Annotated in this window: 16 protein-coding genes and 1 pseudogene; 14 read left to right on the top strand and 3 right to left on the bottom strand. The window is 71.1% G+C overall.

Features of this window, described 5'->3' with window-relative positions:
* The first annotated feature begins 248 nt into the window (after positions 1 to 248).
* The 6 genes from ACWCPM_RS09975 (at position 249) to ACWCPM_RS09950 (ending at position 7,608) form a co-directional block, all read left to right on the top strand.
* Entirely contained in the window at positions 249 to 842 is a 594-nt protein-coding gene (locus tag ACWCPM_RS09975) for a CGNR zinc finger domain-containing protein (RefSeq protein ID WP_450975633.1), read from the top strand.
* Between the two features lie 269 nt (positions 843 to 1,111).
* Positions 1,112 to 1,696, top strand: coding sequence for a sigma-70 family RNA polymerase sigma factor (locus ACWCPM_RS09970; protein WP_009188888.1), 585 nt, complete (start codon positions 1,112 to 1,114; stop codon positions 1,694 to 1,696).
* A gap of 50 nt (positions 1,697 to 1,746) precedes the next feature.
* Entirely contained in the window at positions 1,747 to 2,514 is a 768-nt protein-coding gene (locus ACWCPM_RS09965; protein ID WP_450975632.1) for an anti-sigma factor family protein, read from the top strand.
* Positions 2,515 to 2,653: 139 nt separating this feature from the next.
* Entirely contained in the window at positions 2,654 to 4,951 is a 2,298-nt protein-coding gene (locus ACWCPM_RS09960) for a HelD family protein (protein WP_450975631.1), read from the top strand.
* Between the two features lie 374 nt (positions 4,952 to 5,325).
* The gene (locus ACWCPM_RS09955) at positions 5,326 to 6,759 is read left to right on the top strand and encodes a malic enzyme-like NAD(P)-binding protein (RefSeq protein WP_450975630.1); all 1,434 of its coding nucleotides are present in this window, start codon (positions 5,326 to 5,328) and stop codon (positions 6,757 to 6,759) included.
* A gap of 567 nt (positions 6,760 to 7,326) precedes the next feature.
* Positions 7,327 to 7,608, top strand: coding sequence for an HU family DNA-binding protein (locus tag ACWCPM_RS09950; protein ID WP_450975629.1), 282 nt, complete (start codon positions 7,327 to 7,329; stop codon positions 7,606 to 7,608).
* Between the two features lie 162 nt (positions 7,609 to 7,770).
* Here ACWCPM_RS09950 and murA read toward each other — a convergent pair whose 3' ends face one another.
* On the bottom strand, positions 7,771 to 9,111 hold the full coding sequence (gene murA, locus ACWCPM_RS09945; RefSeq protein WP_450975628.1) for a UDP-N-acetylglucosamine 1-carboxyvinyltransferase: 1,341 nt from the start codon (positions 9,109 to 9,111) through the stop codon (positions 7,771 to 7,773).
* Between the two features lie 251 nt (positions 9,112 to 9,362).
* Between murA and ACWCPM_RS09940 the strand changes: the two genes are divergently transcribed.
* The 8 genes and pseudogenes from ACWCPM_RS09940 to ACWCPM_RS09905 all read left to right on the top strand — a co-directional run bounded on the left by ACWCPM_RS09940 (position 9,363) and on the right by ACWCPM_RS09905 (position 19,456).
* Positions 9,363 to 9,935, top strand: coding sequence for a YqgE/AlgH family protein (locus tag ACWCPM_RS09940; RefSeq protein WP_450975627.1), 573 nt, complete (start codon positions 9,363 to 9,365; stop codon positions 9,933 to 9,935).
* A gap of 50 nt (positions 9,936 to 9,985) precedes the next feature.
* Positions 9,986 to 10,279: a DUF3039 domain-containing protein gene (locus ACWCPM_RS09935; RefSeq protein ID WP_450975626.1), complete on the top strand. Its 294-nt coding sequence runs from the start codon at positions 9,986 to 9,988 to the stop codon at positions 10,277 to 10,279.
* Between the two features lie 242 nt (positions 10,280 to 10,521).
* A pseudogene (locus ACWCPM_RS09930) lies at positions 10,522 to 11,137 on the top strand (carbohydrate ABC transporter permease); the annotation flags it as partial.
* Between the two features lie 5 nt (positions 11,138 to 11,142).
* Positions 11,143 to 12,783 (top strand): beta-N-acetylhexosaminidase, encoded by a 1,641-nt coding sequence (locus tag ACWCPM_RS09925; RefSeq protein WP_450975625.1) that lies wholly within the window; start codon positions 11,143 to 11,145, stop codon positions 12,781 to 12,783.
* A gap of 272 nt (positions 12,784 to 13,055) precedes the next feature.
* On the top strand, positions 13,056 to 13,949 hold the full coding sequence (locus ACWCPM_RS09920; RefSeq protein ID WP_450975624.1) for an FAD binding domain-containing protein: 894 nt from the start codon (positions 13,056 to 13,058) through the stop codon (positions 13,947 to 13,949).
* Entirely contained in the window at positions 13,946 to 15,589 is a 1,644-nt protein-coding gene (locus ACWCPM_RS09915; protein ID WP_450975623.1) for a 2Fe-2S iron-sulfur cluster-binding protein, read from the top strand. The genes ACWCPM_RS09920 and ACWCPM_RS09915 overlap by 4 nt, the downstream gene beginning before the upstream one ends.
* Positions 15,586 to 17,892, top strand: a complete 2,307-nt coding sequence (locus ACWCPM_RS09910) for a xanthine dehydrogenase family protein molybdopterin-binding subunit (RefSeq protein WP_450975622.1) — start codon at positions 15,586 to 15,588, stop codon at positions 17,890 to 17,892. The genes ACWCPM_RS09915 and ACWCPM_RS09910 overlap by 4 nt, the downstream gene beginning before the upstream one ends.
* A gap of 385 nt (positions 17,893 to 18,277) precedes the next feature.
* Complete coding sequence (locus ACWCPM_RS09905; protein WP_450975621.1) at positions 18,278 to 19,456, top strand: SUKH-4 family immunity protein; 1,179 nt, start codon at positions 18,278 to 18,280, stop codon at positions 19,454 to 19,456.
* A gap of 69 nt (positions 19,457 to 19,525) precedes the next feature.
* Here the strand turns inward: ACWCPM_RS09905 and ACWCPM_RS09900 are convergent, their stop codons facing one another.
* On the bottom strand, positions 19,526 to 20,191 hold the full coding sequence (locus tag ACWCPM_RS09900; RefSeq protein WP_450975620.1) for an NUDIX hydrolase: 666 nt from the start codon (positions 20,189 to 20,191) through the stop codon (positions 19,526 to 19,528).
* A gap of 20 nt (positions 20,192 to 20,211) precedes the next feature.
* Complete coding sequence (locus ACWCPM_RS09895; protein ID WP_450975619.1) at positions 20,212 to 21,648, bottom strand: hypothetical protein; 1,437 nt, start codon at positions 21,646 to 21,648, stop codon at positions 20,212 to 20,214.
* Positions 21,649 to 21,838 lie beyond the last annotated feature (190 nt).

Below are 21,838 nucleotides of genomic sequence, written 5' to 3'. Positions count from 1 at the left end.
GCAGAACGCCACCCCCTTCAAACTCTTCCTGCGGCGCATCGCGAACATCTTCGTGCCGCTGGGGCCGTCCACCGGGAGTCCTCGCCGAGGGGTACCGATCGCCGCACGGGGCAGGCAGATTGTGAGGCACGCGGTTCACCACCGCCCCGCAGGGGTGCGCGGGGAACCGCGGGACCGGCCACGACGACGCCGCGGACGGGCGACGGCACGCGGCACTCACGGCGGAGCGCTTAGGCGGTGACGCGCACATGGCACTGGGTACGGCCACGGCCCCCTACGAGTTGCGGTTCGGCGCCGGACGGATCTGCCTCGATCTGCTGGCGACCTCACACCCCGTCGAACGGCTCTGTTCCGCCGGGGCGTTGCACGCCTGGATCACCGGATCCGGACTCCTCCCGCCCGGCACCGTGGCGGCCCGCGCGGACGCCTCCTGGCTCGCCTCCTTCCACGAACTGCGTGGCCATGTCGACCAGTTGGTCCGCGCCACGCTCTCACCTGAGCCCCGCCCCTACGACCTTCCGCTCGCCGAGGTCAACGCCGTCGCCCGGACCGCGCCGCCGGCGCCGTGTGCCCGGCGCGGTCGGGACGGGACGCTGGTGCGCGAGCTGTACGGCCCCCCGGAGCGCGCCGCGTTGCTCGGGGCGATCGCCCGGGACGCCGTGGAGCTGCTCACCGACCCCGTCGCACGCGCGGGGCTGCGGCAGTGCGCGGGGGACAACTGCCCCCTCGTCTACCTCGACTCGTCCCGGGGGCGGCGCAGGCGCTGGTGCTCCAGCGAGGTGTGCGGGAACCGCGAGCGGGTGGCGCGGCACCGCCGGCGTGCGGCACTGCCTCGACCCTGACAGTCCGTTATGCGGCATCTGCGCAAGTGGCGTTCGCGCCTGGCGAGGTGATTTCGGCAACACGCCGTTTCGGGTCGCGGCGCCGACCTGCGCGGCCGCCGCCTTGCCGATGCGGCGGAAATGTGAAGGGAGTGCGGGGGGAATGTGCGTCCATGTCCTCTCACGTCATGTCACCCCGAAGAAATTCGTTCCCCAGGTTTGAACGCGCGGCGCCTCCTGCCCGTACCCCGTGTCGAGCGACCGACTGGGGGAACCCCCGGACACCGGAGGTGGGCGTGCGCAAGGATGCGGCCGTGGCCAATGAACGTGGAGCGAGGGCCCGACATCGCATGTCCTCACAGCCCTCGGAACCTGATGAGGAGTTGATGCGTGCCCTGTACCGGGAACACGCCGGACCTCTCCTCGCGTATGTCCTCAGGCTGGTCGCCGGAGACCGCCAGCGTGCCGAGGACGTCGTGCAGGAAACGCTCATCCGTGCCTGGAAGAACGCCGGTCAGCTCAATCGGGCCACCGGTTCGGTACGCCCCTGGCTGGTGACGGTCGCGCGCCGCATCGTGATCGACGGCCACCGCAGCCGGCAGGCCCGGCCGCAGGAGGTCGACCCGTCGCCGCTGGAGGTCATCCCCGCGGAGGACGAGATCGACAAGGCGCTGTGGCTGATGACGCTGTCTGACGCGCTCGACGACCTGACCCCTGCCCACCGGGAGGTGCTCGTCGAGACGTATTTCAAGGGGCGTACCGTCAATGAGGCGGCGGAGACCCTGGGCATACCGAGTGGCACCGTTCGCTCCCGGGTGTTCTACGCCCTGCGGTCGATGAAGCTGGCTCTGGAGGAGCGGGGGGTGACGGCGTGATGAACACCTACGGGGGATACGGAGCGGGGGGTCCGGGTATGTCTGGCCCCATGCAGGGATCAACGGGCCCGAACGAACACGAGACCGTCGGCGCCTACGCCCTCGGAATCCTCGACGACCACGAGGCAACCGCTTTCGAGGTCCATCTCGCCGGTTGCGAGTGGTGCGCCCAGCAGCTCGACGAACTCGCCGGGATGGAACCGATGCTGGCCGCGCTCGCCGACCTGCCCGGCACCGGCACGCCCTCGATCGGTGAGTCGCTGTCCGCCCGGCCGAGCCCGCGACTGGCGGAGAAGCTGGTCGACGAGGTCGCCGAACGCCGCGCCCAGAAGCGCCGTCGCAGCATGTACATGATCGCGGCCTCGGCCGCGCTGATCGTCGGCGGCCCGCTGGTCTCCGTCGCGGCGACCGGCGGCGAGGACTCCGGCGGCGGCAACCGCACGGTGCAGGCGGTCAGCCCGGCCCAGCAGGCATTCAAGGGCATGCCCGACCGGGTCACCGCGACCGACCCGAAGACGCAGGTCAGCGCCACCGTGGCGATGCAGGAGAAGCCGCACGGCACCGACGCGGTCCTGGAGCTGAAGAACGTCAAGGGCCCCGAGAAGTGCTCGTTGATCGCCGTGGGCACCAACGGCGAGCGGGAGACGATCAGCAACTGGTCCGTCCCGGACTGGGGCTACGGCCTGCCGAACGCCACCACGGAGCAGGCCAAGAACCCGCTCTACATCCAGGGCGGCGCCGCCTTCTCCCCGAACGAGATCGACCACTTCGAGGTCATGACCTTCGACGGCGACCTGCTGGTGGAGATCGGCGCGTAGCGCGGTACGACGACTGCTGCGAAGCGGTGAGACCCGAGCCCCGGGGCCGTCAGGTGACGGACCCGGGGCTCACGCGTAGCCTTCAGGGGTCCCTTTCGCGTACGGTGGACGGCTGCCCAGCACGTCAGAAGGGGGCCCGGTGGCCGCTCAGGCTCAACAGGAAGCCGCGCTCGACCCGGCCCAGGACTCCGTACGCGACCGAGAGATCGGCGCGGAGCAGGAGCACCTGGACCGCGTGTACCGCCGCCTTGAGGAGAAGATCCACGAGGCGGAGTTCCTCATGCACGACGCCGCCCAGCGCGGCCACGTCGGCACACCCGGCGCGCTCGCCGAGCGCGACGCGCAGGTCTTCCGGGCAGGCGTCCACCTGAGCCGGCTGAACAACGAGTTCGAGGACTTCCTCTTCGGCCGCATCGACCTGCTGCCAGGCAAGGACGGCAAGAAGGGCCCGGACGGCGCCTACACCGCCGTGGAGCCGGCCGAGGGCGCAGTGCGCGCGGACAACACGGCCGACATCGCCGAGACCCTGCACATCGGCCGCATCGGTGTCCTCGACGAGGACTACGCCCCGCTGGTCATCGACTGGCGGGCGCCCGCCGCCGCCCCCTTCTACCGCTCCACGCCGGTCGACCCCGGCCGGGTCGTGCGCCGCCGGGTCATCCGCTCCAAGGGCCGCCGCGTGCTCGGCGTCGAGGACGACCTGATGCGCCCGGAGCTGAAGGCGTCCCTCGACGGCCACGAGCTGCCCGTCATCGGCGACGGCGCCCTGATGGCCGCTCTCGGCCAGGCCCGCAGCCACACCATGCGGGACATCGTCGCCTCCATCCAGGCCGAGCAGGACCTGGTCATCCGCGCGCCCGCCGCCTCCGTGACCTACGTCGAGGGCGGCCCCGGCACCGGCAAGACCGCCGTCGCCCTGCACCGGGCGGCGTACCTGCTCTACCAGGACCGGCGCCGCTACGCGGGCGGCATCCTGATCGTCTCGCCGACGCCGCTGCTGGTGGCCTACACCGAGGGCGTGCTGCCCTCCCTCGGCGAGGAGGGCCAGGTCGCGATCCGGGCGATCGGCTCGCTCGTCGACGGTGCCGAGGCCGCGCTGTACGACTCCCCGTCCGTGGCCCGTGCCAAGGGCTCGTACCGCATGCTCAAGGTCCTGCGGAAGGCCGCCCGCGGAACGCTGGAGCTGAACGATTCACCACAGCGCCTGCGCGTCGTGGCCTTCGGCCGCCGCCTCGAACTGGAGGCCGCCGAGCTGGAGCGGATCCGGCACACCGCGCTGAGCGGCACCGCCCCGGTCAACCTGCTGCGCCCGCGCGCCCGCAAGCTGCTGCTGGACGCCCTGTGGGAGCGGTCCGGCGCGGGCGGCCGGCACTCGGACCCGGAACTGGCCGCCGAGCTGCGGTCGTCGTTCGACGAGGACATCACCTCCGAGGACGACTTCCTCACCTTCCTCGACGCCTGGTGGCCGGAGCTGACTCCGCGCGCGGTCCTCGCCGCCATGGCCGACGAGCGGCGCCTGGGCCGCTGGGCCCGGCGGATCCTGAACCCCGGGGAGGTGCGCAAGGTCGCCCGGTCACTGAGACGCGACGGCCTCTCCGTGCACGACGTCGCGATGCTGGACGAGCTCCAGGCGACCCTCGGCGCCCCCGCCCGCCCGCGCAAGCGGCGCGAGCTCGACCCGCTGGACCACCTCACCGGCCTGGAGGAGCTGATGCCGGTGCGCGAGGAGACGCAGTGGGAGCGCGCCGAGCGGCTGGCCCAGGAGCGCACCGAGTACGCCCACGTCATCGTCGACGAGGCCCAGGACCTCACGCCGATGCAGTGGCGCATGGTCGGCCGCCGCGGCCGGCACGCCACCTGGACGGTCGTCGGCGACCCCGCCCAGTCCTCCTGGTCCGACCCGGACGAGGCGGCCGAGGCCCGCGACGAGGCCCTCGGCACCCGCCCGCGCCGCCGCTTCGAGCTCACGGTGAACTACCGCAACCCTGCCGAGATCGCCGAACTGGCCGCCAGGGTGCTGACCCTGGCCATGCCCGGCTCGCAGTCCCCGAGGGCGGTGCGCTCCACGGGGGTGGAGCCGCGCTTCGCCGTCGTCGGCGCCTCCCTGGGCGAGAGCGTGCGCGAGGAGGCGGCCCGACTGCTCGACCGCGTCGACGGCACGATCGGTGTCGTCGTCGCCATGAACCGGCGCGAGGAGGCCCGCCGCTGGCTGGCCGGGCTCGGCGACCGGGTGGTGGCGCTCGGCAGCCTGGAGGCCAAGGGACTGGAGTACGACGCGACCGTCGTCGTCTCGCCCGCGGAGATCGCCGACGAGTCGCCGGCCGGGCTGCGTGTGCTGTATGTCGCACTGACCCGGGCGACCCAGCAGCTGACCATCGTCTCGGGGGAGCGGGACGAGCCCGACACGGCCGGGGTGCCGGACCTGCTGAGGGACTGAACCGCATCGAGTGGCCCCACGGGAATGGCCCTGCGGGATCCGTTTGTTAGCCTGGTCAGTGACACCGGCCCGATCCAAGCCCCCGGGCCCAACCTTCGTCGCCACGAGCGACCACTTGCCGCGAGGCGAGCATGGCGGGTCGGTGTCATCGAACGGGTGAGGGGCCCGCGTCCGATGTGACGTGGGCCTCTTCTCATGCCCGATCGCCTCTCATATGGTGGAAGTAGTTTTCCGATATCGCCCACCGTGCGTGATCACGCGTCTGTGCGCCGTGAACTAAATGAGCGCAATCCAGGGCGGCTACCACGTACTCGGCGGTAGGTGCGACGATCGGACGGCAAGTCGCGACACGGTGAAAGCAGAGGAAGTCGGCCATGGCAACGGCGCCCAGCGTCTCCTACTCGATGACCATCCGGTTGGAGGTGCCCGCGAGCGGAACCGCCGTCTCGCAGCTCACCACCGCCGTGGAGTCCTCCGGAGGCTCGGTGACCGGCCTCGACGTCACCGCGTCCGGACACGAGAAACTCCGCATCGACGTCACGATCGCGGCCTCCTCCACCGCGCACGCCGACCAGATCGTCCAGCAGCTGCGCGGCATCGAGGGCGTCACGCTGGGCAAGGTCTCGGACCGTACGTTCCTGATGCACCTCGGCGGCAAGATCGAGATGCAGTCCAAGCACCCCATCCGCAACCGTGACGACCTCTCCATGGTCTACACGCCGGGTGTGGCCCGCGTCTGCATGGCCATCGCCGAGAACCCCGAGGACGCCCGCCGCCTCACCATCAAGCGCAACTCCGTCGCAGTCGTGACGGACGGCAGCGCCGTGCTCGGCCTCGGCAACATCGGCCCGAAGGCCGCGCTGCCCGTCATGGAGGGCAAGGCGGCCCTCTTCAAGCGGTTCGCCGGCATCGACGCCTGGCCGCTGTGCCTGGACACCCAGGACACCGACGCGATCGTCGAGATCGTCAAGGCGATCGCCCCGGGCTTCGCCGGCATCAACCTGGAGGACATCTCCGCGCCCCGCTGCTTCGAGATCGAGGCGCGGCTGCGCGAGGCCCTCGACATCCCCGTCTTCCACGACGACCAGCACGGCACGGCCATCGTGGTGCTCGCCGCGCTGACCAACGCCCTGCGTGTCACCGGCAAGGCGATCCAGAACATCCGGGTCGTCATGTCCGGCGCCGGCGCGGCCGGCACGGCGATCCTCAAGCTGCTCATCGCCGCCGGCGTCAAGCACGCGGTCGTCGCCGACATCCACGGTGTGGTGCACGCGGACCGCAAGGACCTGGTCGAGGCCCCCGTGGACTCGCCGCTGCGCTGGATCGCCGACAACACCAACCCCGAGGGCGTCACGGGCACGCTGAAGGAGGCCGTGCGCGGCGCGGACGTCTTCATCGGCGTCTCCGCCCCGAACGTGCTCGACGGCGACGACGTGGCCGCCATGGCCGACGACGCGATCGTGTTCGCGCTGGCGAATCCCGACCCCGAGGTCGACCCGGCGATCGCCCGCCAGACCGCGGCAGTCGTGGCCACCGGACGCTCCGACTTCCCGAACCAGATCAACAACGTGCTGGTCTTCCCGGGTGTCTTCCGCGGCCTGCTGGACGCGCAGTCCCGCACGGTCAACACGGAGATGATGATCGCGGCCGCGAAGGCGCTCGCGGACGTCGTCACCGAGGACGAGCTCAACCCGAACTACATCATCCCGAGCGTGTTCAACGACAAGGTCGCGGGCGCGGTCGCGGGTGCGGTGCGGGAGGCCGCGAAGGCGGCGGGGGCCGCCCCGGCCGACTCGTCCGGTCTCTGACCCCGGGACCCGTCCCGGCGGCCCGGACGGCCGGGCTGTGAGGATCACCACGACCGCCCCGCGGACCGGCGCGTCGCGGGACGGCGTACCCCTGGCCGCCCTCTAGGGTGGGCGGCCAGGGCGTGTTTCGGAAGTCCCTTCGTCGCCCGAAGGGCGGCCCCGCGGCGTCCGGTGCGTGCTCTCGGCGTGCCGGACGGAATGCCTTGTACTGGGCGTACTCGGCATTTCGTCCGGTGCGGCGAGAGTGCGTGCCGGGCATTGTGGGGCAGAAGGGACTTCCGAGACACGCCCTGGAGCCTGTCCGGAGGCAGGGTCCGCCGGACCGGCCCCTGGCCGGTGGCGCTTTTCGTGTGACTCCCAAGGGTGTTCTCACGACTCCTGCGGGTGCCGGATTGGCATTCCCGCCGCAGGTGGGGGCAGGATGCGTCCCTGGGCGCGAGCGTCTGACGACGGACCCGGGTCCGGGGACCGTCCGAGGAACCTGGCAGCATCGGCTTTCGCTGTGCCCGATATGCGGCTCCGCCGCGTGGCACGCCTCAATGGCAAGAAGAACACGGGAGTAACAACATGAACCGCAGTGAGCTGGTGGCCGCGCTGGCCGACCGTGCCGAGGTGACCCGCAAGGACGCCGACGCCGTGCTGGCCGCGTTCGCCGACGTCGTCGGCGAGATCGTCTCCAAGGGCGACGAGAAGGTCACCATCCCCGGCTTCCTGACCTTCGAGCGCACCCACCGTGCCGCTCGCACCGCGCGCAACCCGCAGACCGGCGACCCGATCCAGATCCCGGCCGGTTTCAGCGTGAAGGTCTCCGCGGGCTCGAAGCTCAAGGAATCGGCCAAGGGCAAGTAAGCCCGCGGCGCCGCGGAGGCTCGGCGCCGTGGACCGCCCGCGGGTCCGTCGTGGCCCGTCGCGCGGTTCCCCGCGCCCCTCGGGGCGCCGCAGCACAACGCCGATGGGGCGGCCACCCGGTCCGGGTGGCCGCCCCATCGGCGTACGTGATGAGCCCCGCTGTCAGCCGAGCGGCTTGCCGGGCAGTTCCACCTTCGCGCCGAGCTCCACGAGCTTCTCCATGAAGTTCTCGTAGCCGCGGTTGATGAGCTCGATGCCGTGCACCCGCGAGGTGCCCTGGGCGGCCAGCGCGGCGATGAGGTACGAGAAGCCGCCGCGCAGATCGGGGATGACCAGGTCGGCGCCCTGGAGGCGGGTCGGACCGCTCACGACCGCCGAGTGCAGGAAGTTGCGCTGCCCGAAGCGGCAGTTCGAGCCGCCGAGGCACTCGCGGTAGAGCTGGATGTGGGCGCCCATCTGGTTGAGGGCGGAGGTGAAGCCGAGACGGGACTCGTAGACCGTCTCGTGGATGATGGACAGGCCCGTGGCCTGGGTGAGGGCCACGACCAGCGGCTGCTGCCAGTCCGTCTGGAAGCCGGGGTGGACGTCCGTCTCCAGGGCGATGGACTTCAACTGACTGCCGGGGTGCCAGAAACGGATGCCCTCGTCGTCGATCTCGAAGGCACCGCCCACCTTCCGGTAGGTGTTGAGGAACGTCATCATGGACCGCTGCTGCGCGCCCCGGACGTAGATGTTGCCCTCGGTCGCCAGCGCCGCGGACGCCCAGGAGGCGGCCTCCAGCCGGTCCGGGACGGCGCGGTGGGTGTAGCCGCCGAGCTGGTCCACACCGGTGATGCGGATGGTGCGGTCGGTGTCCATCGCGATGATGGCGCCCATCTTCTGCAGGACGCAGATCAGGTCCTCGATCTCCGGCTCCACGGCCGCGTTCGAGAGTTCCGTGACGCCTTCCGCGAGGACGGCCGTCAGCAGCACCTGCTCGGTAGCGCCGACGGACGGGTACGGCAGCGCGATCTTCGTGCCGCGCAGCCGCTGCGGGGCCTCCAGATACTGTCCGTCCTCCCGCTTCTCGATCGTCGCGCCGAACTGCCGCAGCACGTCGAAGTGGAAGTCGATCGGCCGGCCGCCGATGTCGCAGCCGCCGAGGCCGGGGATGAACGCGTGGCCGAGGCGGTGCAGCAAGGGGCCGCAGAAGAGGATGGGGATACGGCTCGAACCCGCGTGGGCGTCGATGTCGGCGACGTTCGCGCTCTCCACCCGCGTCGGGTCGAGCACCAGTTCGCCCGGCTCCTCGCCAGGGCGCACCGACACGCCGTGCAGCTGGAGCAGACCGCGGACCACGCGGACGTCACGGATGTCCGGGACGTTGCGCAGCCGGCTCGGGGAACTGCCGAGCAGGGCGGCGACCATGGCCTTCGGTACGAGGTTCTTCGCACCGCGGACACGGATCTCGCCCTCCAGCGGGGTGCCGCCGTGGACAAGCAGGACATCGTCGTTGACGGTCATGTATCTCGCGTTCCGATGAGTTGGGCAAGGGCCGGAGAGACAGAGTAATCGCCGTCGACCCCCCTGCCGTAAGCCCGAGGACCACTCAGCCCTGTCATATCTCTGTCACAACACGAACCGTTTTCCGCCGGGCACATGGGGTCACCGGAGCCGCCGGGCGGACGGCCGTGCCCCCTGGGCGCTGAGCTGCGTTCACTCCCGCCACCGGATGGGCTCCCCATGCGGGGCGAAGATGCGGGATCATGTCTGGCATGACCGAGGTGTCCTCGCTCACAGGGCGGCTGCTCGTGGCCACCCCCGCCCTGGCGGACCCGAACTTCGACCGTGCGGTCGTGCTGCTTCTCGACCACGACGAGGAGGGCTCGCTCGGAGTCGTCCTCAACCGGCCGACGCCGGTGGGCGTCGGCGACATCCTGGAGGGCTGGGCGGAGCTGACCGGTGAGCCGGGGGTCGTCTTCCAGGGCGGCCCGGTCTCGCTGGACTCCGCTCTGGGCGTGGCGGTCATCCCCGGCGGCGCGTCCGGTGACGTCGCCCCGCTCGGCTGGCGGCGTGTGCACGGCGCCATCGGCCTGGTCGACCTGGAGGCCCCGCCCGAGCTGCTCGCTTCCGCCCTCGGCTCGCTGAGAATCTTCGCCGGGTACGCCGGCTGGGGCCCGGGCCAACTGGAGGACGAACTGGCCGAGGGCGCCTGGTACGTGGTGGAGTCCGAGCCCGGCGACGTCTACTCGCCGTTCCCCGAACGGCTCTGGCGCGAGGTGCTGCGGCGTCAGCGCAACGAGCTCGCGATGGTGGCCACGTACCCCGACGATCCCTCGCTCAACTGACGGACCTCCTTCCCGCAACCCGACCTGCCGCCTTCAGTACCCTTGGCCCTATGAGCACTCTCGAGCCCGAGCGCGGGACTGGTACGGGGACCCTCGTAGAGCCCACGCCGAAGACTTCCCACGGCGACGGTGACCACGAGCGCTTCGCCCACTACGTCCAGAAGGACAAGATCATGGCGAGCGCGCTCGACGGTACGCCCGTCGTCGCGCTGTGCGGCAAGGTCTGGGTGCCGGGCCGCGACCCGAAGAAGTACCCCGTGTGCCCCATGTGCAAGGAGATCTACGAGTCCATGGGTGCCGGCGGGGACGACAAGGGCAAGGGTGGCAAGGGCGGCGACAAGTAGTCGTCCGACCGTTTCCTGAGCGATGTCCGGGAGGCCCCCGGGGCGCGCCGCGGCGTGGCCCGGGGGCCTTCTCGTGGTCTCCCGCCGTCTTCTTGCATGTTCCTGCCACGAGGTGATGGAGACCTCATGTGGGCAGGTGGGCAGGTGGGCGTGTCGTGTCCATGTAGTTCATGACCCGGCTTGATGTTGCGCTCAGTGATATCGCCGTTGCGCATGTTGCAACACGACTCGGCCTCCTTTTATGGGCCCTCGCCCCGTCCCTGGATTCCTTCCGGCGGGTCTTCGGACGGCATGAATTCGGGCGGTACTTCGCCAACGGTCTCGTCGTCGCGTGCACCGTTGTGATCGCCTCGGCGCCGATCGCGTTTCTCGCCGCGACGACCGTGACACGATTCCGCTTCCGCTTCCGGACCACCCTGCTGATCATGTTCTTGGTGGCTCGCTGATCCTGCCGCACCTCGCCTTCTCCCCGCCCTTCGCGATCTGGATACTGAGGGGGTTCGTGGAAGCCGTGCCGGAGGCGCTGGAGGAGGCGGCGTACATCGACGGGGCGAGCCGGGCGCGATTTCCGCGAAAGCTCCTTTTCCCGCTGGTCTCCCGGGGTCGGTGGCCGCGAGCGTGTTTTCCTTCGGCTCGGCCTGGAACGACTTCCTGTTCGCCAAGTCGTGCATCTTCAGCGACACTTCGCAGCCCGCGCTGCCGACGGCGCTGCTGGTCTTCCACGAGCCGGAAGAGCCGGACCGGGGCGGCGTGACGGCGGCGTCCACCGTGATGACGATTCCGGTGCTGATCTTCTTCGTGCTCGTGCAGCGCCGACCGGTGTCGGGGCTGGGCGGAGCGGTAAAGGACTTGAGGTGACCGACATGACCGACGCGACTTCCGCGACGGAACTGATCCCCGCGCCGCGCTCCGTTCAGGGGCCGATGCGCTGCGGCGTCCTCCTCGACCAGGACACCACCCTGTGGGCGGCTCCCGGCACGCACACCGCGGAACGCTGGCTGCGCGCCACCCTCGGCCCGGCCCTCGGCCTGCCGCTGCGCCCCGGCGCGGAGGGTGACCGGAACGCCGTACGGCTGCTTCTGGACGACACGCTGGATCCGGAGGCCTACCGACTCGGTGTCGTCGTCAACTGGGGGGTGGAGATCCGGGGCGGCAGCGCGGCGGGCGTGTTCTGGGGTGCCCAGACGCTGCGTCAACTGCTCGGCCCGGACGCTTTCCGGCGTGCCCCCGTCCGGCCCGGAATCACCCTCGGAATCCCCCACCAGATCATCGAGGACGCCCCCCGATTCCGCTGGCGCGGACTCATGCTCGACGTGGCCCGGCACTTCATGCCGAAGGACGGTGTCCTGCGCTACCTGGACCTGCTGGCCGCCCACAAACTCAACGTCTTCCACTTTCATCTGACGGATGATCAGGGATGGCGCGTGGAGATCGGGAGGTACCCCCGGCTCACCGAGGCCGGCTCCTGGCGGGCACGCACGAAATTCGGCCACCGGGCCTCTCCGTTGTGGGACGACAAGCCGCACGGTGGCTTCTACACGCAGGACGACATCCGGGAGATCGTGGCGTACGCCGCCGAGCGGCATATCACCGTCGTCCCGGAAATCGACGTACCCGGCCACTCGCAGGCGGCGATCGCCGCGTACCCGGAACTCGGCAACACCGACGTCGTCGACACCTCCGCGCTCCAGGTCTGGGACACCTGGGGCGTCAATCCGAACGTACTCGCCCCCACCGACAACACCCTCCGCTTCTACGAGGGGGTGTTCGAGGAAGTCCTGGAGCTGTTCCCGTCGGAGTTCATTCACGTCGGCGGCGACGAATGCCCCAAGGACCAGTGGCGGCGGTCGCCCACCGCGCAGGCGCGCATCAAGGAACTCGGGCTGAGCGACGAGGACGAACTCCAGGCCTGGTTCATCGGCCACTTCGACGACTGGCTCTCCGCGCGCGGGCGCCGCCTCATCGGCTGGGACGAGATCCTGGAGGGCGGCCTCGCCAAGGGGGCTGCAGTGTCGTCCTGGCGCGGCTACGCGGGCGGGATCGCGGCGGCCCGGGCCGGTCACGACGTCGTCATGTGCCCCGAGCAGCAGGTCTACCTGGACCACCGGCAGGCCGGCGGAGCGGACGAACCCGTACCGATCGGCTATGTGCGCACCCTGGAGGACGTCTACCGTTTCGAACCGGTTCCGCCCCAGCTCACCGAGGCGGAGGCAGGTCATGTGCTGGGTGCGCAGGTCAACGTGTGGACCGAGGTGACGGAGGACCAGTCCCGCGTGGACTACCAGGCGTTCCCGAGGCTCGCCGCGTTCGCGGAGGTCGCCTGGAGCGCCCTGCCCGCACCGGCGGAACGGAACTTCGCCGACTTCGAGCGCCGGATGGCCGTCCACTACCGGCGGCTCGACGCCCTGGGCGTCGCCTACCGCCCGCCCGCCGGGCCGCGGCCGTGGCAGCGGCGCCCCGGGGTGCTCGGGCGCCCGATCGAGGGGGCTCCGCCGAACCGGTAGGCCCCGTCGCGAAAGCGGGCAGATATCGAACAGGCGGGCAAAAAAGCGGACAAGGGTCACCGAAGAGTGGCAATCTCCAGCCGACCGGCGACGCGCGACGATGTGCGTACAAATCGGTCCATCTGCCCGATGAGGTGGGCGAATGTCTCCTAGCGGACCCCCGTCTTCGGGTCCTGCGAAGATGTGCCAGAGTTGCCACGTCCGCCCTGTCGGCACGTACCGTACGGCCACACAGGCGGGACCAGGTGGGGCAGCGGGAAGGGGCAGCCGGTTTGACCACGCACGCACCGCAGGCGGGGCAGGCCGTCACGCTGCCCGCGACGCTGGACGAGGCAGTGGCGGCACTCACCGCCATGCCCGCCGCCGTGCCCGTGGCGGGCGGCACCGACCTGATGGCCTCGGTCAACTCCGGTCAGCTCAGGCCCGCCGCGCTGGTCGGCCTCGGCCGGATCAGCGAGATCCGCGGCTGGCAGTACCAGGACGGCCACGCCCTGCTCGGCGCCGGCCTCACCCACGCGCGGATGGGCCGCCCCGACTTCGCCGCCCTCATCCCGGCGCTCGCCGCCGCCGCGCGCGCCGCGGGTCCGCCGCACATCCGCAACGCCGGCACCCTGGGCGGCAACATCGCCACCGCCGCCCCCACGGGCGACGCGCTGCCGGTGCTGGCCGCCCTGGAGGCGGCCCTGGTCATCGCGGGCCCGGACGGGGCGCGCCGGGAGATCCCGGTGTCGCATCTGCTCGCGGGCGTGGAGATGCTCCGCGCCGGCGAACTCATCGGGTACGTGCGCGTGCCCCTGCTGCACGCCCCGCAGGTCTTCCTCAAGGCGACCGGACGGACCGGACCCGGGAGGGCCGTCGCCTCCGTGGCGCTGGTCCTCGACCCCGCCCGGCGCGGGGTCCGGTGCGCCGTGGGTGCCATAGCGCCGATGCCGCTGCGGCCCCTGGAGGCCGAGCAGTGGGTCGCGCAGCTCATCGACTGGGACAACAGCCGCACGATCGTCCCCGAGGCGCTCGCCGCCTTCGGCGAGTACGTCGCCGCGGCCTGCATCCCCGACGCGCCACCCGTCGAGGACGGTTCGGTGCCGCAGCTTCCGCCTGCCGTACTGCATCTGCGGCGCACCGTCGCCGCGCTGGCCCGACGAGCACTGGGGAGGGCACTGTCGTGACCGACGACCGGCACGGAGAGGGCGCGCCCCAGGGGCACGGGCGCTGGGACCCGCTGCCCCAGGGCGACTACGACGACGGCGCCACCGCCTTCGTGAAGCTTCCCGAGGGCGGCATCGACGCGCTTCTGGCCGCCGCGGACAGTCCGCTCGCCGCGCCCGGCCACGGGTATGTGCCCCCGCCGATAACGGTCACGCCCGCCACCGGAACCGACCCCGCGGACACCGGCGTCTGGGGTGTGCCGTCCGAGGGCGCGGGGTGGCCCGACCCGAACGCGATGCCCCAGGGCGGCGGTCAGGACGGGTACGCGTACGGCCTCGGGTCCACCGGGCAGTGGAACTTCGACGAGGGCGCCGGTCCGGACGCCGGGCACCCTCACCCGGGCCATCCGCAGGTCGTGCCCGCACCCGGCCACGACGTGACCGGGCAGTGGTCGATCCCCGTCGCGAACGGTGACCTTCCGGACGAGTCGGGCGAGTTCACCACGTCCGCGCTCGTGGAGCAGTGGGGCGGTACACCGCCGGCCACGCTCCCCGGGGGCGCGTCCGCGCCCTGGGCCACCGAGACGGGCGGGCAGCCCTGGGGGCACGAAGGCCCGCAGGGGCACGAAGGCCCGCAGGGACATGACGGCGCGCGGCACGTGGTCGGGTTGTACGCCGACAGCCCGGTGGAGCACCCGGCGGAAGGCGTCCCCGCGGGCGCCGGGACGCAGGACGCCGCCCAGGGGGCACCCGGCGCCCGAGAGGGCGCGGAGGCCGCTGAGAGGGCCGCTGAGGCGCCGGGAGATACGCGGGGAGTCTCCGGTGCGTCCGGGGGCGCGGAGGCCGCCGAGGGGCCGTCAGAAGGCTCCGGCGACAGCGTTGCCGAGCGCGGCCAGGGCGCCCCGGGCGCCGACGGAGGCTCCACGCGGGCCGCGGACACCGACGGCGGAGCGGACCCCGCCGGTCCCGACGGCGAACCGGGCGCCCCGGGCGAGCCGTCCGCCACCTCGCACGACGACCATCCCCTCGCCTCCTACGTGCTCCGCGTCAACGGCGCCGACCGCCCCGTCACCGACGCGTGGATCGGCGAGTCGCTGCTCTACGTGCTGCGCGAGCGGCTCGGGCTCGCGGGCGCCAAGGACGGCTGCTCGCAGGGCGAGTGCGGTGCCTGCAACGTCCAGGTCGACGGACGGCTCGTCGCGTCCTGCCTGGTGCCCGCGGTCACCTCGGCCGGCAGCGAGGTGCGCACGGTGGAGGGCCTGGCCACCGACGGACAGCCGTCGGACGTGCAGCGGGCGCTCGCCAAGTGCGGTGCCGTGCAGTGCGGTTTCTGCGTGCCCGGCATGGCGATGACCGTGCACGACCTGCTGGAGGGCAATCCGGCGCCGACCGAGCTGGAGACCCGCCAGGCGCTCTGCGGGAACCTCTGCCGCTGCTCGGGCTACCGGGCCGTGCTTGAGGCCGTCCAGGACGTCGTCGCCGAACGCGAGTCGCACGCCGCGGCCGACGCGTCCGATGCCGACGCCGACGAGCCGCGCATCCCCCATCAGGCCGGCCCCGGGGCCGGCGGCGTCAACCGGTCGGCGTTCGAGTCCCCCGGGGGACCGCCCGGAGCGCGTGACCAGCCCTACGGAACGGCACAGGACGGAGGCCAGGCGTGAGCAACGAATCCGCCACCGCGACCACCACCGCGGAGGCCGTTCCCGCCCCGGAGGCGCTCCCGCACGGCATCGGCGCATCCCTGGCCGCAGCCGACTCCCGCGCGAAGACCGAGGGCACCTTCCCGTACGCGGCCGACCTGTGGGCCGAGGGCCTGCTCTGGGCGGCCGTGCTGCGCTCACCGCACCCGCACGCGCGCATCCTGTCCATCGACACCACCCACGCGCGGGAGATGCCCGGCGTACGGGCCGTCGTCACCCACGAGGACGTGCCGGGCTCGCCGGTCCACGGACGCGGCAAGGCCGACCGCCCGGTGTTCGCCTCCGAGGTCGTACGCCACCACGGCGAGCCCATCGCCGCCGTCGCCGCCGACCACCCGGACACCGCGCGCATGGCGGCGGCCGCCGTCATCGTCGAGTACGAGGTGCTCGACCCGGTGACCGACCCCGAGCAGGCCTTCGAGGCCGAGCCGTTGCACCCGGACGGCAACCTGATCCGGCACATCCCGCTGCTGCACGGCGACCCCGAGGCGCAGGGCGAGGTGGTCGTCGAGGGCCTGTACCGCATCGGCCGCCAGGACCCGGCCCCCATCGGCGCGGAGGCGGGCCTCGCGGTGCCACGCCCCGACGGCGGCGTGGAGCTGTACCTGGCGTCCACCGACCCGCACGCCGACCGGGACCGGGCCGCCGCCTGCTACGGGCTGGAACCCGAGCGCGTCAAGGTCGTCGTCACCGGCGTGCCCGGAGCCACCGCCGACCGCGAGGACCCGGGCTTCCAGCTGCCGCTCGGCCTGCTGGCCCTGAAGACCGGCTGCCCGGTGAAGCTCACGGCGACGCGCGAGGAGTCCTTCCTGGGCCACACGCACCGCCACCCCACGCTGCTGCGCTACCGCCACCACGCCGACGCCGAGGGCAGGCTGGTGAAGGTCGAGGCACAGATCCTGCTCGACGCGGGCGCGTACGCCGACACCTCGGCGGAGGCGCTGGCCGCGGCCGTGGCCTTCGCCTGCGGCCCCTACGTCGTCCCGAACGCCTTCATAGAGGGCTGGGCCGTGCGCACCAACAACCCCCCCTCCGGCCATGTGCGCGGCGAGGGCGCCATGCAGGTCTGCGCGGCCTACGAGGCGCAGATGGACAAGCTGGCCAAGAAGCTCGGCGTCGAGCCGGCCGAACTGCGCCTGCGCAACGTCATGTCCACCGGGGACGTCCTGCCCACCGGCCAGACGGTGACGTGTCCGGCGCCGGCCGCGGAACTCCTCCAGGCGGTACGCGACTTCCCGCTGCCCCCGCTTCCCAAGGACACGCCCGCCGACGAGTGGCTGCTGCCCGGCGGCCCCGAGGGCGCGGGCGAGCCGGGCGCGGTGCGCCGGGGCGTCGGCTACGGCCTGGGCATGGTGCACATGCTGGGCGCGGAGGGCGCCGACGAGGTCTCCACGGCCACCGTGAAGGTCCAGGACGGCGTGGCGACGGTGCTGTGCGCGGCCGTCGAGACCGGGCAGGGCTTCGCCACCCTGGCCCGGCAGATCGTCCAGGAGACGCTCGGTATCGACGAGGTGCACGTGGCGCCCGTCGACACCGACCAGCCGCCCGCCGGCCCGGGCTGCCGCGGCCGTCACACCTGGGTGTCGGGCGGTGCGGTGGAGCGCGCGGCGAAGATGGTCCGTACGCAGCTGCTGCAGCCGCTGGCGCACAAGTTCGGCATGTCGACCGAGCTGCTCCAGATCACCGACGGCAAGATCACGTCGTACGACGGCGTGCTGTCGACGACCGTCACCGAGGCGCTGGACGGCAAGGAGCTGTGGGCGACCGCGCAGTGCCGCCCGCACCCGACGGAGCCGCTGGACGCGTCCGGGCAGGGCGACGCCTTCGTGGGGCTCGCCTTCTGCGCGATCCGCGCGGTGGTGGACGTCGACATCGAGATCGGCTCGGTACGGGTGGTGGAGCTGGCCGTCGCCCAGGACGTCGGGCGGGTGCTGAACCCCGCGCAACTGGCGGCGCGGATCGAGGCCGGGGTCACCCAGGGGGTGGGCATCGCCCTCACGGAGAATTTGCGCACCCCGCGTGGCGTGATACGGCACCCCGACCTCACCGGGTACGCCCTGCCGACGGCGCTGGACGCGCCCGACATCCGGATCGTGAAGCTCGTCGAGGAGCGGGACGTGGTCGCGCCGTTCGGCGCGAAGGCGGTCAGCGCGGCGCCGGTAGTGGCGTCACCGGCGGCGATCGCGTCGGCGGTACGGGCGGCGACGGGACGCCCCGTGAACCGGCTGCCGATCCGGCCGCAGGCGGCGGTGGTGACGGGGTAGTGACGCCGGTCGCGCCGGGCTCCGAACGCTGACGGTGCGGCGGGCGCGGCGGGGGCGCGGCGGGTGTGGCCTGCGGCGAGCGCCGCGGGCGCCGAGGGCTCCGTGCGTTGCACGCCGCGTGTGTCGTGCGCCGCGGGCGTCGCGTGCCGCGGGCGTCGCGTGCCGCGTGAGGGGGCCGGTGGCCCGTCGCGGCGTCGTTCGGCAGGAGCCTTTCGACCTTTCGACAGGCGTGGTTCGACAGGCGTGTTCGATGGGCGCCGTTCGCTCGGGGTTCGCGCAGGTCGAAGCGTTTGTCAGTGGTGGCGCGTAGTGTTCTGGGCAGTGGGGACGGCCGCGGGGCACGGACGGCGGGCGTACCCCGTGGACAACCACGCACGGGGGAACCATGAGCACGATCGACGCCGCCGCCGCGGTGATCACGCTGACGGAGGACCAACTCGACCCGCACGTCACCCACGCGCCGACGCGCCGCTGGCTGTCCGGCCCGGGTCTGCCGAGCGACAGTGCCCTGTTGACGTTCGACGCCCTGCGCAGGGACGGACTGCGGACGGTGGCCGACTCCACGGGCGACCCCGACCGCCTGCTGGCCCGGCTGCGTGAACAGCTCGTGATAGGCGGGCTCCTGGCGCCGGACGGCCTGGAGTCGGAGTCGATGCTGCTCGACGGCGCGACCGGCGAGGTCTCGACGGCGTACTTCCTCCACGACCGCCCCGAGCTGATGGACAGCCGCCCGCTGGCGCCGTCGCTGCGGACACTGGTGCGGTTCGCCGCGGCGACGGAGGAACTGGCGGATGTACGCGGCCAGTTCGCCTCGTACGCCGGCCGTTTCGGACCGAAGGCGGTGGCGGAGGCGACGCGGCAGTTGCTCGCGGTGTTCGAGGAGGACACCGGCCCGAAGGACGAACTGCCGCCGTACTGGCGGATGGCGGCGCTGATCCGCCCGCTCGCCCTGATGGCGGGCCCGGGCACGGAGTCCGGCCTCGCCCTGGATCTTCCCCCGCGCCTGCTGGACCAGGAGTTCGGTCCCGGCCGGATCGCCCGCTTCGAGGAGGTCGACTTCCCCGGGACCCTCACCCACGAGCCGACCCGCCGCTTCCTGCGCGAGACGGGCCTGCCCGAGGACGGCTTCCTCTTCTACCTCGACACGGACGTCCCGCTGCCGACGCTGACCGAGTACTACACCGAGGAGCGGCCGGGCGACTTCCCCACCGACCGCCTCCCCGTCCGCGCCGACCACCTCATACGGCTCGGCTACCTCATCGAGGACAACAGCCTGGTCGTTGACGGCGCCACCGGCGAGGTCCTGAACTGGAGCGAACCCGAGGCGAGGCTGTACCCCCTCAACACGGACGTCTCGACCCTGTCCTTCACCCTCTGGCTGCTGCACCGCGAGAAGGCGATCGACGCGGCGACGGACCACGAGCTGACGACGGAGAGGTACGACCAACTGGCGGCGACGATGATCGACGTCCTGCGCAGGATCGACCCGACGGGCTCGGTCGACCGCTCCGGCTGGCACTACTGGACGGAACTGTTCCAGGACGAGGCGGGCGGCGTGCTCTAGTTGCTCCAGCCGGCGCCGCACTGCTCGATGCCGTACTGGTCCGACGTCGCGCCGCCGCCTGCCGCAGCGCTAGTCATCCGGGGCATCGAACAAGTCGGCCAGGCGCGCGCGGGTGAAGACCGCGATCGTGAACGCGTCGGTGATGGCCCCGTTCGCGATCATCTCCTCCACAGCCGTCCGGGGAACCGTTGCCGTCCGCCGGATTCCTTCGGCCGTGTCCAGGTCGCCGGTGCCGTCGATGCGGGCCGCGTACAACTCGACCTGACTGCCGAGAATTCCGCTGTCGGGGTGCAGTTCTCCCAGGGAGATGAGTTCCTTGGCGTGTGCTCCGATCTCCTCGTGCAGTTCGCGGGCGGCGCTGGCGGCCGCGGAGGTGTCGGGGGAACCCATGCCCCGGGGGGCTTCCCAGTGCCAGGCACGAGTGGCGTGCCGGTAGTGCTCGACGAGCACGACCTGGCCGGATCCGGTGATGGGCAGGATCACCGCACCAGGAGTGGCGGAGGTGGGTACCAACCGCAGGTACAGGCCAAGTTCACCCCCGGGGAATCGCACCGCGTCGCGCACGATGGTCACGAACCGGTCGGCGTACACGACGCCGACCGGTTCGTCCACGCCCGCTCCGACACTGCGTCGTGCTGCCTCGATCTCGTCGGGGCTGAACAGGATCTCGATGCCCTCGGGGGAATTGGCGAACAATTCGGGGCGCGATGTACGCAGCATGTCGTAGGGGGTCATGTGGCCTCTCGTCCTACGGTTCAGTACTCTATTGTGGCGCTGTTGTCCTGCATCGTCGCGGCACTGGTGGCCGCCGTGTGGGTAGCGACCTGCTGGTACCCGGGAAGCTGCTCCACCGATCGGCGGAACTGCCTCCACTCGTTCACGGTGTCGAAGCGGACAGTCGCCAGTTCTCGCGCGAATTTCTGTTCATGGCGTCCGGCGGCGCGATTGCGAAGCACCATCTGCACCGAACCGCCGTACACGCTTGCCGCCGCGGTTCCTATGCTTCCGGTCAGGGACCAGGTCTCGTCTCCGGTTATCGCCGTGAAGACGGATCCGCCGACGCTGACGACGATCTCGATGACAGGCATCCACTTCCTCGCCTCGCTGTTGCGTCTTCTCGCGAGGTCGAAGATGTTCTTGTTGAGTTCGATGTAGTGCCGGAACACCGAGTTCACATGATTGTCGAACGTCGTCGGATCGGCGATGATGGAGTCGAACGACTCTATATACGCGTTCCACTCGTCTGTGGCCCGCAGAGACACAATGTCCGCCAATTCCAGCGAATCTATTCTGGCCGGGGTGAGGCCGGACTGCACCGTGTCGAATGCCTGGCGCTTCAGGTACAGCAGCAGTGCTTCCGGGTCGGTGACGGCCTCCCCCGTCGCCTGTCCGCGTATGTCCTGCCACTCCTGCAGGGCCAGGCGGCGCAGGCTGCCGGACGGGGTCAGGGGGTGCATGCCCATGGCGTCGGCGAGATTGACGTTGTAGATCAGGTCCAGGAGCTGTTTGATCTCTCCGGCGAACGGCTTGCTCCGGTCGTACCTGCCGTCGCTGACCGGAAATCCGGGTACCGATATGAACTTCTCATAGAGCACGTTGCGTGTGACGGGTCTGTCGTCGATTCGCAGCTCGTTGCTGTGATCCACGACCTGGCCTATGGCACGCGCGAACTCGCGAACTCTTTCGCTCGGAACTCCCACTTGAGCCGCAAGGAGCCGGATGTCCTTCGCGGTCAACCCCTGCACGCGTGCGGCGAAGGGGTTGAACAGTCCGTTCTTGGCGTCCCGCCTATTCTGTTCGTCGTTCCACGACATGCGCACGCACTTCACCCGGGCCGCCGACGGCAGTCCCGCTATCGTGTCGCGCCAGGCATCGAAAGCCGTGTCGTCGATGTCCACGTTGTCCGGGCGATCGGTCGGTTCCCGTTCGTGGAGCAGGAAGGGAACGAGCGCCCCCTTGCCGAGCAGCTCCTGATGGGCATGGCGGGCGGGACCGTCTTCGAGGAAGTCGCAACTCACTGCGAGATTGTTGTAGAAGTACACCCGGTTCACCACGACCTGCCGGGTGTTGATGAGGCTGCGGAAGTACTCGGCTCGTACGTCCTTGCTTCGTACGTCATCGACCTCTCGGAGCGAATGTCCTTTCTCTATCATCTTCTTGGTCAACTCCGCGTTGACCCAGTGGTTGTCCAAGGACTGCGCGATGACGGCGCCTTGCGCTAACCCCGTCGAATCTATTCGGGCTGTCCGGCCACCGTTCTCTTGCGACATTTCTCCCCCAGGTAGTCGAACGCGGGTGCATCCGGAGGCCGCCCGCATCCAGAGGCCGCCCGCAACCGTAGGTTGTCCACATCGGGCGCGCCCCACGCGTCCGCGTCAACGC

The organism is Streptomyces sp. NPDC002309 (assembly GCF_053593375.1).
The sequence above is the reverse complement of the archived record's forward strand: the minus strand, read 5'-3'. Positions and strand labels throughout refer to the sequence as shown.

Bases quoted from the DNA above. Each gene is read 5' to 3' on its own strand.
- ACWCPM_RS09905 (WP_450975621.1), top strand. From the start codon at position 18,278: ATGAGCACGATCGACGCCGCCGCCGCGGTGATCACGCTGACGGAGGAC.
- ACWCPM_RS09950 (WP_450975629.1), top strand. From the start codon at position 7,327: ATGAACCGCAGTGAGCTGGTGGCCGCGCTGGCCGACCGTGCCGAGGTG.
- ACWCPM_RS09900 (WP_450975620.1), bottom strand. From the start codon at position 20,191: ATGACCCCCTACGACATGCTGCGTACATCGCGCCCCGAATTGTTCGCC.
- ACWCPM_RS09925 (WP_450975625.1), top strand. From the start codon at position 11,143: ATGACCGACGCGACTTCCGCGACGGAACTGATCCCCGCGCCGCGCTCC.
- ACWCPM_RS09940 (WP_450975627.1), top strand. From the start codon at position 9,363: ATGACCGAGGTGTCCTCGCTCACAGGGCGGCTGCTCGTGGCCACCCCC.
- murA (WP_450975628.1), bottom strand. From the start codon at position 9,111: ATGACCGTCAACGACGATGTCCTGCTTGTCCACGGCGGCACCCCGCTG.
- ACWCPM_RS09935 (WP_450975626.1), top strand. From the start codon at position 9,986: ATGAGCACTCTCGAGCCCGAGCGCGGGACTGGTACGGGGACCCTCGTA.
- ACWCPM_RS09965 (WP_450975632.1), top strand. From the start codon at position 1,747: ATGCAGGGATCAACGGGCCCGAACGAACACGAGACCGTCGGCGCCTAC.
- ACWCPM_RS09975 (WP_450975633.1), top strand. From the start codon at position 249: ATGGCACTGGGTACGGCCACGGCCCCCTACGAGTTGCGGTTCGGCGCC.
- ACWCPM_RS09955 (WP_450975630.1), top strand. From the start codon at position 5,326: ATGGCAACGGCGCCCAGCGTCTCCTACTCGATGACCATCCGGTTGGAG.